The sequence below is a fragment of the Streptomyces panaciradicis genome, from assembly GCF_023516615.1.
Taxonomy (GTDB): Bacteria; Actinomycetota; Actinomycetes; order Streptomycetales; family Streptomycetaceae; genus Streptomyces; species Streptomyces panaciradicis.
This window is the reverse complement of the sequence record NZ_JAMGBF010000115.1, coordinates 1-13,293: the sequence shown is the minus strand read 5'-3', so window position 1 is coordinate 13,293 and position 13,293 is coordinate 1. Positions and strand designations below refer to the sequence as shown.

Annotated in this window: 9 protein-coding genes and 1 pseudogene; 7 read left to right on the top strand and 3 right to left on the bottom strand. The window is 72.2% G+C overall.

The genetic code is table 11. The features are described from left to right. Together M8J74_RS31805 and M8J74_RS31800 are read right to left on the bottom strand one after the other, a co-directional pair. Positions 1–1,998 (bottom strand): annotated as a pseudogene (locus M8J74_RS31805) (cation-translocating P-type ATPase); the annotation flags it as partial. Continuing rightward, on the bottom strand, positions 1,988–2,338 hold the full coding sequence (locus tag M8J74_RS31800) for an ArsR/SmtB family transcription factor (protein ID WP_058922376.1): 351 nt from the start codon (positions 2,336–2,338) through the stop codon (positions 1,988–1,990). The pseudogene M8J74_RS31805 and the gene M8J74_RS31800, both read right to left, overlap by 11 nt. A gap of 326 nt (positions 2,339–2,664) precedes the next feature. Between M8J74_RS31800 and M8J74_RS31795 the strand changes: the two genes are divergently transcribed. The 6 genes from M8J74_RS31795 to M8J74_RS31770 all read left to right on the top strand — a co-directional run bounded on the left by M8J74_RS31795 (position 2,665) and on the right by M8J74_RS31770 (position 9,764). Continuing rightward, positions 2,665–3,678 (top strand): substrate-binding domain-containing protein, encoded by a 1,014-nt coding sequence (locus M8J74_RS31795; RefSeq protein WP_249839756.1) that lies wholly within the window; start codon positions 2,665–2,667, stop codon positions 3,676–3,678. 170 nt (positions 3,679–3,848) lie between these two features. Further along, on the top strand, positions 3,849–6,824 hold the full coding sequence (locus M8J74_RS31790; RefSeq protein WP_249839755.1) for a nitrate- and nitrite sensing domain-containing protein: 2,976 nt from the start codon (positions 3,849–3,851) through the stop codon (positions 6,822–6,824). A gap of 13 nt (positions 6,825–6,837) precedes the next feature. Continuing rightward, the gene (locus M8J74_RS31785) at positions 6,838–7,269 is read left to right on the top strand and encodes a roadblock/LC7 domain-containing protein (protein ID WP_058922378.1); all 432 of its coding nucleotides are present in this window, start codon (positions 6,838–6,840) and stop codon (positions 7,267–7,269) included. 1 nt (position 7,270) lies between these two features. Next, positions 7,271–7,627: a DUF742 domain-containing protein gene (locus tag M8J74_RS31780; protein WP_058922379.1), complete on the top strand. Its 357-nt coding sequence runs from the start codon at positions 7,271–7,273 to the stop codon at positions 7,625–7,627. Continuing rightward, on the top strand, positions 7,614–8,189 hold the full coding sequence (locus M8J74_RS31775) for a GTP-binding protein (protein WP_249839754.1): 576 nt from the start codon (positions 7,614–7,616) through the stop codon (positions 8,187–8,189). Before M8J74_RS31780 ends, M8J74_RS31775 begins: the two co-directional genes overlap by 14 nt. Positions 8,190–8,357: 168 nt before the next feature. Further along, positions 8,358–9,764, top strand: a complete 1,407-nt coding sequence (locus tag M8J74_RS31770; protein ID WP_249839753.1) for a glycoside hydrolase family 43 protein — start codon at positions 8,358–8,360, stop codon at positions 9,762–9,764. Between the two features lie 49 nt (positions 9,765–9,813). Here the strand turns inward: M8J74_RS31770 and M8J74_RS31765 are convergent, their stop codons facing one another. Further along, entirely contained in the window at positions 9,814–10,773 is a 960-nt protein-coding gene (locus tag M8J74_RS31765; protein ID WP_249839752.1) for an ABC transporter substrate-binding protein, read from the bottom strand. Between the two features lie 357 nt (positions 10,774–11,130). Here M8J74_RS31765 and M8J74_RS31760 point away from each other — a divergent pair. Beyond that, positions 11,131–13,293: sensor histidine kinase (locus M8J74_RS31760; protein ID WP_249839751.1), on the top strand; the 2,163-nt coding region annotated here is incomplete at its 3' end.

Here is a 13,293-nt window from a genome sequence, read left to right as displayed (position 1 = left end):
CGGGGAGCGATCCCGACGTCGGCGGCCCGCAGCGCGGGCACGTCGTTGACGCCGTCCCCGAGGAAGCCCACGGTGTGCCCGGCGGCCCGCAGCCCGGCGACGACACGGGCCTTGTCGTCAGGGGTGCAGCGGGCGACCACGACGGTCGGCCCCTCCGGGGATTTCGCTCCGGCGACCACCGCCGAGGACGTCCCCGGCCACGGAGGCGTTCACGGCGGACCGTCCCGGGAGGTCCGCGGCCGCGCCGGCGATCCCGGCGGTCGCTCCCGAGCCTTCCCCGGCGGCCGCCGGCACGGCCGCAGGGGAGGCCGAGGGTCCCAGGAGGTCCGCCGCCACGTGGACCCGGCTCGGCCGCAGGCCCAGGTCCCGGCAGACGCGGGCCGCCGTCGCGGGGTGGTCGCCGGTGAGGACGTGCACGGCGACGCCGCGCGCGGTCAGAGCGCGCACCGCCTCGGCCGCGCCCGGTGCGAGGGCGTCGCGGAAGGTCACGAAGCCGCGGAAGTCCAGGCCGTGTTCGTCGGCGGGCGTGTGGTCGCCGGGGCGGGCGGGGCGCCGCTTGGTGGCGACGGCGAGCAGCCGCAGCCCGGAGTCCGCCTCGCGCGCGGCGAGGGCGAGCAGCCGGTTCCGCTCGCGCGGAGTCGTGGCGCACCGGTCGAGTACGGCCTCCACGGCGCCCTTGACGACGACGGTGTGTATGCCGGGTCCGGGGCCCCGGACGACCGCGGTGGCCAGTCGCCGTACCGGATCGAAGGGGACGGCGCCCACCCCGTCGTACTCCTCGCCCGCCGCCCCCGCCGCCTCGAACAGCGCCTCGTCGAGGGCGTCCGGGGCGGGGAGTTCGGCGAGCTGCAGGCTCCACCAGGCGCCGACGGCGGCCCAGCGCAGGACCTCGGGGTCGTCGTCGCCGGCCGCGTCGAGGGAACGGGCGACGACCGGCCGGTCCCGGGTGAGCGTGCCGGTCTTGTCGACGCACAGCACGTCGACGGCGCCCAAATCGTGCAGGGCGGGCAGCCGTTTGACGATCACGTCGTGGCGGCGGGCGAGCAGCGCGGCGCCGCGGGCCAGGCAGGTGGTGACGATCACCGGCAGCATCTCGGGCGTCAGCCCGACGGCCACGGCGACCGCGAACGGCAGCGTCTCCAGTCCCCGCCCGCGCAGGGCGGCGCCCGCCATGAGCACCAGCGGCGGTGTCAGGAGCATGAACCGGATCAGCACCCAGGAGATGCCGTGCACGGAACGGTCGAAGGAACTGATCTCCGGCGGCGCCGTACCGGCGGAGCGCCCGGCCCGCCTTCGCCGCGCCGCCCGCGGTCCGCTGTCGTAGGCGGCGCCCAGTCGCGTGCGCGGACCGGTCTCGAGGACGACGGCGGTGGCGCTGCCCGTCGCGACGCCGCTGCCCTGGTAGCACAGGTGGGGCTCGCCGAACGGGCCGTCGGCCGGTGCGGCCGTCTCGCCGGCGGACTTGGGGACCGGCGTGCTCTCGCCGGTGAGCGCGGCCTGGTGCACGGTGAGCCCGCGGCAGCGCAGCAGCCGTATGTCGGCGGGGACGAGGTCGCCGGGGCCGAGCCGGATCACATCGCCCGGGACCAGTTCGGCGACGGGTATCTCGCGGGCCGCCCGTCCGCCCTCGCCGCGCCGCAGCACGGTGGCGGTGCCGGCGACCAGGCCGCGCAGCGCGGCCATCGACCGGTCGGCCCGGTGCTCGCCGCTCGCCCGCAGCACGCAGCTGACGGCGACCAGGGCGAGGATGACGGCGGCGGTGCCCCAGGAGGCGACGGCGGCGGACACCAGGCCGAGGACGAGCAGGACGGCGGTGAAGGGGTCCCGCAGGCCGCGTACGCAGCGGCGCGCCCAGGACGGTGTGCGCAGCTCGGGAAGCGTGTTCTCGCCGGCCTGTGCCAGCCGGGCCGCGGCCTCGGCGTCGGTGAGCCCGCGCGGGCCGGTCTCCAGGTGCCGCAGCACCTGCAGCCGGGTGCCGGCGGCGGGCTCAGAGGCCACGGAGGCGGGGCGCCGGGACGTCGCCCGCCCGGTCGGAGAGCCGGTCCACCATGAGCCGTACGACGTCCACGACGTCCTGGTCGTCGACCAGGTACACCTGGCGCCGGCCCTCGCGGCGGGCGCGCACCAGACCGGCCAGCTTGAGCTTGGTCAGGTGTTGGCTGACGGCGGGCAGCGCGCCGCCGACGCGCTCCGCGAGCCCGGTCACGTCGCTCTCGCCCTGGGCGAGCGCCCACACGATGTGCAGCCGGGCGGGCGAGGCGAGCAGGCCGAAGGCCGCGGCCGCGCGGTCGAGCACGTCGGCGGAGGGGTCCTCGAAGCCACTGCCGGCTGCCGCCACGTCGTCGCTCTCCTGTCCGGGTCCTGTCGTACGAACCGCACCAGTCTAGGTGCCGGGGCCCCGGCACACGGGCCCGCGGAGCCGGGCGGGAACCGCTCGGGACGGGTGGCGTTCGAGGTGCAAACGGTCGGTGGGGGTCCGCAAACATCACGAAGCGGCAGCAGTAACTTACTGAAAGTGGCTGCTCACTTGACTACCGGCGGTCACACGCGATTGGCTCCGGCCAGCGAGAGTCGCCTGGACGGCGTACGACCCGTCGGACGCCGGCCGGAGCCGTGCTCGCGCTGTTCCTCCAGCTCGGCCGCACAGCGAGGTGCCGCACTTCGATGAAGACTCCTCCCCCACCGTCTGCCTCCCACAGACCGGTTCGTCTCGCGGCCCTGGCCGTGGTCGCCGGACTGCTCGTGGCGGGCTGTTCAGCCTCCGGCGACGGGTCGCAGGCCACCGCGGACTCCGTCGGCAAGGCGGGCGGCAGCGCTCGTCTGAAGATCACCATGGTCACGCACGGCGCGAAGGGCGACGCCTTCTGGGACCTGGTGCGCAAGGGCGCCGAGGCGGCCGCGGCCAAGGACGGCGTGACGCTGACCTACGCCAGCGACCCCGACACGGCCGGCCAGGCCGAACTGGTGCGCGACGCGGTCCGCAACAAGGCCGACGGCATCGCCGTGACCCTCGCCAAGCCGCAGGCGATGAAGGCGCCGATCGCCGCCGCCCGGGCGGCGGACATCCCCGTGGTCGGCATCAACTCCGGGATCGACTCCTGGCAGTCCGAGGGGCTGCTGGAGTACTTCGGCCAGGACGAGAGCGTGGCGGGCCAGGCCGTCGGCAACAAGCTGGACGACCTGAAGGCCAAGCACGCCCTGTGCGTCATCCACGAGCGCGGCAACGTCGCCCTGGAGGCCCGCTGCGCCGGCGTGAAGAAGACCTTCGGCGGCCGGACCGAGAACCTCTACGTGGAGGGCACCGACGCCACCGCGACCAGCGCCGTGCTCACGGCCCGGCTGCGGCAGGACCCGTCGATCGACGAAGTGGTCACCATGGGCGCGCAGTTCGCGCTGCTCGCCGTCAAGTCGGCGCACGGGTCCGGGAGCCGCGCGAAGGTCGCCACCTTCGACCTGAACGACAACCTCGTCAAGGCCGTCCGGAACGGCAGTGTTCAGTTCGCCGTGGACCAGCAGCCGTATCTCCAGGGCTACCTCGCCGTGGACGGGCTGTGGCTGTACCGGAGCAACGGCAACATCAGCGGCGGCGGGGTCTCCCCCGTCCTGACCGGACCGGCGTTCGTGACGAAGGCGAACGTGGCCTCGGTCGCGAAGTTCGCGGCGGGCGGCACGCGCTGAGCGGCCGCCGCGCGACACTTCACGGCCGGATGTCTCGAAAGATTCTTCGGGCCCGTGGCTCATGCGGTCACTTGTACGGATAGCATCCTGTGCACCCCTTCTCTCCCCCGCTCACGGTCACCCCCGTTGCCCGCTCCCCTCTCCGCTTCCGCTGATCGCCTAGGACGACGATGTCTCCACGGACAGGTGCCCGGCCCCGCCGTCTCGGCTCCATACGTCTCTCCCTGATCCTGCTGGCCCTGGTGCCCACCGTCACGCTCGCCGCCATGTGGGGCGTGACGACGACGCAGATGTTCACCGAGGGCCTGCGGCTGCGCGGACAGACCCAGCTCAGCCGGTCCACCGGAGCGATGGGCACCGAGGCGACGCTCGCCCTGCAGCGGGAGCGCAGCCTGTCGGCTGCCTGGCTGGCCGGCGACCCGCGCGGCTCGCGGTCCGCCCTGGAGGCGCAGCGCCGGATCACCGACAAGGCGGTCGCCAAGCTGGTCGGCCAGTCCGACGCGATCAACAAGGCGCCCGCGCGCATCTCGGACCGGCTGTACTCGGTGCTCGGCTCGGTCGGCAGCCTCGAGTACTACCGGGGGCAGGTGGACGACCCGGCCGACATCACCGCCGCGCAGGCGCTCGGCCAGTACGACTCGATCATCGACGACCAGATCCACGCCTTCCAGGAGTTGTCCCAGGTCGACGACGGCGACCTCACCTCGCAGGCCGGCCCGCTGGTCGCGCTGGAGCACGCGGCGGAACTGGTCGCGCAGGAGGACGCGCAGCTCACCCTGGCCTGGCCGACGGGGAAGCTGACGGAGCGGCAGTGGTCGGCGTTCTCCCAGCTGGTCGCCACCCGGCGGTGGCTGGTGCAGGACCAGATCGTGCCCTCGCTGCAGGGCGGCGCGAAGGCCGAGACCGAGCGGATCCTGCAGAGTCCCGAGTGGCGGGCCGTGGAGGACATCGAGGACCAGGTGCTCGCCGCCCGGCCCGGCGCCGACGGCAGGGCCGCGCTGCCCGACGCGCGGGACAAGTGGGCGGGCGCCTTCGCGACGGTCGGCGACGAGTACGGGCGGATGATCCGGTCGCAGACGTCGGTGCTGCTCGACCGCAGTGCCGACAAGGCGCACAACCTGCTGCTGACCGCCGCCTCGCTGAGCGCGGGCGGGCTGATCGCCCTGCTGCTGTGCGTCGGCATGTCCTGGCGGATCACCCGCTCGCTGTCCCGGCGGCTGCGCGGTCTGCGGGAGGCCACGTTGAGCCTGGCCGAGGAACGGCTGCCGGAGGTGGTGGCGCGGCTGGACCGGGGCGAGAAGGTCGACGCGGACGAGGCGGCACCGCCGCTGGACTACGGCCGGGACGAACTCGGCCAGGTGGCGCGGGCGTTCAACAAGGCGCAGCGGACCGCGGTGCACACCGCCGTCGAACTCGCCGACACCCGGCGCGGCTTCCAGAAGGTCATCCTCGGCATCGCCCGCCAGTCGCAGAACCTGGTCAACCTGCAGCTCACCAAGCTGGACACGCTGGAGCGGGAGCACACCGACCCCGACGTCCTCAAGGGCCTGTACGAACTGGACTCCACGGCAAGCCAGTTGCGGCGGTACGAGGAGAACCTGGTCATCATCAGCGGTGAGCAGCCGCGGCGCAGCTGGCGGGAGCCGGTGGCGCTGATCGACATCATGCGCAGCGCGGTCGGCGAGGTCGCCGAGTACGCGCGCGTGGAGGTGCACACCGACGAGGACGTGTACCTGGCGCCGCCCGCCGTGGCCGACGTGATCCATCTGCTGGCCGAGCTGATCGACAACGCGACCGCGTACTCCCCCGCACCGGCGCCGGTGTCGGTGCGGGCCGCGCTGGTCGCCAAGGGGCTCGCCGTGGAGATCGAGGACCGCGGGCTCGGCATGTCCGAGGAGGACTACGCCTCCTTCAACGAACAGCTCGCGGTGGAGCCCCAGTTCGACGTCGTCGCGCTCGCGGACGACCTGCGTCTGGGCATGTTCGTCATCGCCCGTCTCGCCACCCGCCACGGCATCGCCGTCACCCTGCGCCCGTCGCCGTACGGCGGCACGACGGCGATCGTCCTGATCCCGCACGACATCGTCGTACGGGAGGCGCCGGAGCCCGCCGCCACGGATGCCCACGGCCGCGCACAGCACGGGAGCGCGGGGACCGCCGCGGAGTACGGCGCGGCCGGCCCCGGCGACGGGGAGCACACCCGCGCGGCCGAGACCGGCCCGTCGGCCGAGCCGGACCACACGGCAGCGCGGGCCGAGGTTGCCGGACGGCCGGACGGGACGGCCGACACGGACGTCCGGCCCGCGGACGGCACCGTGTACACCGAAGGCACCTGGCTCGCCGCAGACACCGAGCACACCGGCAAGGACGGACGTACGGCGGGCGCCGGGCGCGGACACCTCGATGGAGTCGGCGAACTCAGCGAACTCAGCGAACTCGGCGGACTCGACGCGGTCGACGACCACCCGGGGCGCACGGACCGGAACCCGCCGGACGCGCCCGGGGCGGACTCCGGCCGCGGGCAAGTGGCCTCAGACGCGGCGGAGTTCGACCGCGGGCGGCTGGACCGGCTCTCGGCGTACAGCAACCGGCTGGCGAGGACCAGACGGATCGAGGAAGCCGTATGGGCGAAGGAGACCCGGGCCGTGGACGGCCGGGCGGCCTCGGGCGCCGGACGGGCGGACGCGGACGACCGGGGGCACGGAGGGGGCGCCCACCGCACGGGTGGAGCCGACGGCACCGGGTCCTGGCGCTCCTCCGGCGCGGGGCGCGCGGACGGTGTCCCGGGCGCGGCCGGGCGGGGCGGCGAGGCCGACGGCGGCCCTCGCCCCGGGTGGCCGCGGGGTTCGGGACGGCGTCCGGGGCTCGCCCCCTTGCCCCGTCGTGTCCCGCAGTCCAGTCTGGCCGCCGAGTTGCGTGAGGACCTGCCGGGCGAGGAGGAGGGGCCGGCCGGTGAGTTCACCGCGGAACGGGCCGCGTCCTCGCTCGGCGGCTTCCAGCGCGGCACGCTCCGGGCACGCGACGACGACACCGGGGCCCGCGACGACCGTGAGGAGAACCCCGTACCGCAGGACCAGGCAGAACCGGACGCCGGGGCCGCCGAGACAGGCACCGGCACTCATACGCCCCCGCCCGCCGACCGCTGACGAAGGACACGTCATGACACGCCCCATCCCCGCCACCCACACCCAGCTCGACCAGTTGCTCACCGGACTGGTGGAGCGGGTCGCCGAGGTGAACCACGCCGTGGTGCTCTCCGAGGACGGCCTCGTCGTCAGCAAGTCCACGGGGTTCCTGCGTGACGACGCCGAGCGGCTCGCCGCCACCGCCTCCGGGCTGATGAGCCTCAGCAAGGGCGTCAGCATGGACTTCCGCGGCGGTCCGGTGCGCCAGGCGCTGATCGAGATGGCCAACAGCTTCCTGATCCTCACCTCGGCCGGCCCCGGCGCCCATCTGGTCGTGCTGACCAGCGCGGGCGCCGACGTCGGCGTGGTGGCGTACCAGATGAACATGCTGGTCAAGAAGATCGGCGAGCACCTCAGCGCGGCGCCGCGGGCCGGTATCGGCCCCTCCGTCGACTCCGGCGCGTGAGGTGGCCGGAGGCGACACGGCAGGCCGTCTCGTACGACCGTTCGCGCTGACCGGCGGACGCACCCGGCCGAGCCGTGCCGACTTCACGCTCATCACGACGGTGACCGCGGTGGACCCGCCGCCGACCTGGGCCACCCGACCGCAGCCGGAGCAGCAGCGCATCCTGCGCCACTGCGCCCGGCCGATCGCCGTCGCCGAGCTCGCCGCCCTGCTCGACCTGCCGGTGAGCGTGATCGTGATCATGCTGTGCGATCTGCTGGAGGCGGGCCGGATCACGCTCCGTCCGCCGCGCCCGGTGTCCCAGAACCCGGATCTGGACCTGTTGCAGAAAGTGAGGGACGGCCTTGGCCGACTCTGACACCGTCACCCGGGCCGCGCCCGACACGGTGAAGATCCTGATCGCCGGCGGCTTCGGCGTCGGCAAGACCACCATGGTCGGCTCGGTCAGCGAGATCGCTCCGCTGCGCACCGAGGAACCGCTGACCGAGGCCGGTCTGGGCGTCGACGACCTCGAGGGCATCGAGGAGAAGAAGGCCACGACGGTCGCCCTGGACTTCGGCCGGATCACCATCGGCGACGACCTGGTGCTGTATCTCTTCGGCACACCGGGCCAGCAGCGGTTCTGGTTCATGTGGAACGACCTCGCGCTGGGCGCGCTGGGCGCGGTCGTCCTGGTCGACGTCCGCCGCCCGGAGAGCAGCTTCGCCGCGATCGACTTCTTCGAACGCCGGGGCATCCCCTTCGTGGTGGGCGTCAACGGCTTCTACGGCGAACACCCCTACCCGCCCGAGGAGATCCGCGACGCCCTGGCCCTGCCGGAGCACGTCCAGGTGCTGCTGTGCGACGCCCGGGAGCGCGGCTCGTCCCGGGACGTCCTGATCGCCCTGCTGGACCAGTTGATCGCCGCGGCCGTCAACTGACCTGTATCCAGCCGCCGTTCACTCGTCGGGTCCGGTCCGGGAGGTCCGGACCGGCGAGAACCGGCCAAGTGCGACCGTGTGATTGACGCACACGCGTCACCTCCCTACCTTCTGATCGGTTTACCGAACCTCGTTCGAAATACCGTCACTCGGAGCACTGGAGCGCACATGGACGCCAGACCGCCGCACCCCCTTCCCCACCCCTCCCGGCGCCACTTCCTCGGCATGGCCGCGACCGTGCCGCTGGCGGCGACCGGCGCTCTGGCGCTGGGCGCCGGCACCGCCCGGGCGGCCACCGACTCGGCGTACGTCATGTGCTACTTCACCGAGTCGCCGGACATGCTGGCCGCCGACTACGGCCTGCACCTGGCCGTCAGCACCGACGGCCTGGAGTGGACCCCGCTGAACCAGAACGCCCCGGTCGCCACCCCGACCGCGGGCTCCACCGGTCTGCGCGACCCCTTCGTCCTGCGCAAGCAGGACGGCACGTTCGTGGTGCTCGCCACCGACCTCAAGGGCACCGACTGGACCTACGTCAGCCAGTACATCCACGTCTGGGACTCCGCCGACCTGCGCACCTTCACCGGCTACCGGCGGATGAAGCTGCACGACATGAACACCCACAGCTGGGCACCCGAGGCCTTCTGGGACCCGGGGCGGGGCCAGTACGGCGTGATCTACTCGGCCGTGAACTCCAGCGGCCACAACGTCATCATGATCAACTACACGAGTGACTTCGTGACCGCCGGCAGCCCCCAGGTCTTCTTCGACCCCGGCTACGACGTCATCGACGGCGATCTGGCCGTCGGCGTGAACGGCGTCAACTACCTGTACTTCAAGAAGAACTCGACACTGGTCGGCGCGCGGTCCACCTCGCTGGACCCGGGCAGCTTCACCGAGTTCGGCACCGCCGTCTCGCACGGCGGCACCGAGGCGCCGACCCTCGTCAAGTCACTGACGTCCGGCTCGACCTGGTATCTGTGGGGCGACACCTGGTCGCCGAACGGCGTCTTCTACGCCTGGCAGACCAGCAGCCTGGCCGCCGGCACCTGGACCGCGCTGGACCAGAAGGCGTACACCCAGCCGCTCAACTCCAAGCACTGCGGCATCCAGCCGATCACCGCGACCGAGTACGCCGACCTGGTCGCCAAGTGGGGCACCCCGGCCTGGAACCGGCTCAAGTCCTACAACTACCCGGCCCGTTACGTCCGCCACGCGGACTACGTCGGACGGATCGACGCCTACGCCTTCGACCCCTACACCGACTCGATGTGGAAGCTGGTGCCGGGCCTCGCCGACTCCTCCGGGGTGTCGTTCCAGTCCGTCAACTACCCCACGCGCTATCTGCGGCACTACGACTACCAGATGCGGCTGGACGTCAACGACGGCACGTCGACGTTCGCGGGGGACGCCACGTTCTACCGGACGGCGGGCCTCGCCGACGCGTCCTGGTCGTCGTTCCGGTCGTACAACTACCCGACCCGCTACCTCCGGCACGCCGACTTCGTCCTGCGCGTCGACCCGATCTCCAGCGGCACGGACCAGCAGGACGCGACCTTCCGCGTCGGGTACTGAGACGGCAGGGGGTGCCCTCCGCCGAGGAGGGCACCCCCTGCCGCGCGGGTCAGGAGGCCAGGCCCGCCGACTTCAGCCACGCCTTGGCGACGTCCAGCGGGTCCTTGTTGTCGACCTGGACCTGGGTGTCCAGGTCCTGCAGGGTCTTGGTGTCGAGCTTGGCCGAGACCGCGTTCAGGGCCGACACGCCGGCCGAGGACAGACCGCTCTTGTATACGAGCGGCTGCACGTTCTCGAACCCGAAGAGGTTTTTCGGGTCCTGCAGGACCACGAACTTCTCCTTGGTGATGTGCGCGTCCGTGGTGAAGATGTCCGCGGCCTGCACGGTGTTCTTCTTCAGCGCCGCCAGGGTCAGCGGGCCGCCCGCGTCCAGCGCCTTGAAGGACTTGAACTCCACGCCGTACACGGACTTCAGGCCCACCAGGCCCTGCTGGCGGGTCTGGAACTCCGGCGAGGCGCCGATGGTGAGGTCCTTCGCGACGTCCTTGAGGTCCGCGATGGAGGACTCGGAGGTCAGCTTGTACTTGTCGGCGGTGGCCTTGTTGACCGTCACCGAGTCCTTGTCCTGCGCCGACGCCGGGTCGAGGAGCGTCAGCTTCGAGTCCAGCTTGGCCTCGATGGCCGCCGTGGTGGCCTGAACCGTCTTCGGCGTCGCCTTCGGGTCGAGGTAGGCCAGCAGTGCGCCGTTGTACTCCGGCAGCACGGTGATGGAGCCGTTCTTCAGCAGGCCGTAGGTGGTCTCGCGGCTGCCGATGTTCGGCTTGTAGGTGACCTTGACCCCCTTGGCCTTGAGGGCCTCGCCGTAGATGTCGGCGATCAGGATGCTCTCGGCGAAGTTGTTGGAGCCGACGACGACCGTCTTGCCGTCGGACTTGCCCCCGTCGAGGGGGTTGGAGTCGTTGCCGTCGGAGGAGCCACATCCCGCCAGCAGGGCCGTGGTCGCGGCGAGCGCGACGGCCGCCGCGGAGTAGCTCTTGATGGACCTGCTGCGTGGGGCGTTGGAAGTCACGATTCCCGTTCCGGACTCGGGGGATTGATGAGGAGCAAGCGCTGCAACTGATCCAATCCAGCGTGTTCTCCCTCAGTCAAGAGCGGCCTGGTCACCAATTGGCCTCAATGAGTGATCGGTTGTGAAGGCCGAGTGAACGGATGCCAGCGGAATCGGAGGCGCGTTGTAACGGATTCTTGACGTCGGGCGACGCGCTTGATCGTTCGAAGAGACGGTAGTCTCACCGAAGTTGGCGTCGGTCACAGCGGTTTACGGGGGCCGCTGCGGTGTCATCCGCACCATCTTCACGATCCAGCATCGATCGGAATCGGTCAGGCGCGTCTCGCGTGACCGAGGATTCCCGTGTAAGGAGGCTCGGTGTCCACGAACGAGGTGGACGCGCCGCCCCGGTCGGCTCCGCCGCAGCTCAGGCGCGGTCGTCTCCGGCACTTCGCCGACCGGTGGCCGTTCCGGCGGAAACTGAATCTGCTCGTCGGCATCCCGCTGGCCGTCGTGGCCGCTCTGCTCGCCTACCTCATCGCCGACCAGGTGGGCCAGGCGAGGGACGCGGCGTCCGCGGCCGACCTGGTGCGCAACAGCGAGCAGGTGGCCGGGCTGGTCAACGACCTGGAGAGCGAGCACCAGCTGGCCATCCTGCTGTCCGTGCGCTACGAGGCCGGCGGCATGGGCGTGGAGTCCACGCTCGCCGGTTACCGCAAGGCACAGGACAAGGTCGACGCGCAGATCGCGAAGGTGCGCGCGGCCTTCGGCGACGGGCTGCCGGACGGCGAGGCACAGGCGCTGAAGGAGGTCGAGGGCCTCACCAGCCTGCGCGGGACGGTCGAGCAGAGCTACCTGCCCGCCAGCAACATCGACCCCGCCTACAACAACGCGGCCAGGACCGTGATCGGCGGACTCGGCCTGGACCGCAACTCCGAGCTCGCGACCACCTTCACCGGCAACCTGCTCGACTCCCTGCTGCGGGCCGACGCCGCGCACGGCTCCTTCGAGACCGGCGTGTTCTCCGCGACGACCGGCGACACGAACGCCCAGATCGAGTTCACGACCGCCGTCGGCGCCTACGAGCTCTACAACAACCAGGTCGAGCGCTTCTCGCGGTTCGCCACCGCGGAGCAGGCCGACGAGCTGGCGGGCATCGAGCACACCGACGCCCAGCGGGACATCGCCGAGGCCTACGCCGAACTCCAGGTCGCCCCCAGCACGTTGCAGGCCGGTTCCCCGGCCGAGATCAGGACGGCGTTCCGGGACGCCCTCGGTGACTACCCCGCCTATCCGCGGCAGGCGGAGGCCCGGCTGAGGATCACCTCGTCGCTGATCGGCCAGATCGCCGACCGCGCCGACGCCGCCCGCAGCGACGCCGCCTGGCGCGCCGGTCTGCTGCTGACCATCGGTCTGCTCGGCTTCGTCCTGTGGATCGCCTTCTCCATCGTCGTGCGCCGCTCGGTGGTGCGGCCCGTGCTGGCCCTCACCGGTGCCGCGCAGGAGGTAGCCGAGGTGGCCGGCCGGGAACTGGCCCGCGTCGCCGACGACGACGAGGACGACAGCCCGCCGAAGCTGCGGGAGATGCCGGCCACCGCGGACGACGAGATCGGTGAGCTGGCCGAGGTCTTCAACCGGGTGCAGACCACCGCGATCGCGCTCCTCGAACGGCAGGTGCTCAGCAGGCGCAACGTGGCCGAGATGTTCGGCAACGTCGGCCGCCGCGTCAGCAACCTGACGGCACGTCAGCTGTCGTTGATCGACGCGGTGGAGCGCGGCGAGACCGACCCGGCGCTGCTCGAACGCCTCTACTCCATCGACCACATCGCGGTGCGTCTGCGGCGCAACGCGGACAGCCTGATGCTGCTGGCCGGCATCCGCGAGACCGTCCTGGACTCCGGGCCGACGGCGCTGACGAACGTCGTCCGCGCGGCGCTCGGCCAGATCGAGGGGTTCCGGCGGGTGCAGCTGCACGCGCGCACCGAGGTCATGGTGGAGCCGGACATCATCGGCGACCTCACCCTGATGGTGGCCGAACTCCTGGAGAACGCGGTGTCGTTCTCGCCCGCCGGCAGCCCGGTCGAGGTGTACGTCCGTGACACCTCCGCCGCGGAGGCCGCGGGCGGCGCGACGATCGTGGTCGCCGACCACGGCTTGGGCATGGGCGCCGAGCGGCTCGCCGAGGAGAACGCCCGTCTCGTCCGCCGCGAGCGGCTGGACGTGGTGCCGACGAAGGTGCTCGGCCTGTTCGTGGTCGGCACGCTGGCCCGCCGCTGGGGCATCGGTGTCGCCCTGTCGCGGACGCCGGGCGGCGGTGTGACGGCGGAGGTGTCGGTGCCGCCCTCGCTGCTGCTGGCGATGAGCCCGGTGACCGCCGCGACCGCGGGTACGAGGGCACCGGCGGCCGTCGAAAGGACCGCGGGTTCCCTTCCGGCGCCCGAGCCGGCCGCCGGCCGCACGGCGGTCGCCGAAGCCCCGGACCCCTCGCGCGGGCTCGCCGAGCCGCCGTCTCCCGGCACCGCCGCCGGCCCGCGCCGGGCG

What these genes read in the sequence shown, in the direction of transcription:
- M8J74_RS31795 (WP_249839756.1), top strand. Translation starts at nt 2,665, where the DNA reads ATGAAGACTCCTCCCCCACCGTCTGCCTCCCACAGACCGGTTCGTCTC.
- M8J74_RS31790 (WP_249839755.1), top strand. Translation starts at nt 3,849, where the DNA reads ATGTCTCCACGGACAGGTGCCCGGCCCCGCCGTCTCGGCTCCATACGT.
- M8J74_RS31785 (WP_058922378.1), top strand. Translation starts at nt 6,838, where the DNA reads ATGACACGCCCCATCCCCGCCACCCACACCCAGCTCGACCAGTTGCTC.
- M8J74_RS31770 (WP_249839753.1), top strand. Translation starts at nt 8,358, where the DNA reads ATGGACGCCAGACCGCCGCACCCCCTTCCCCACCCCTCCCGGCGCCAC.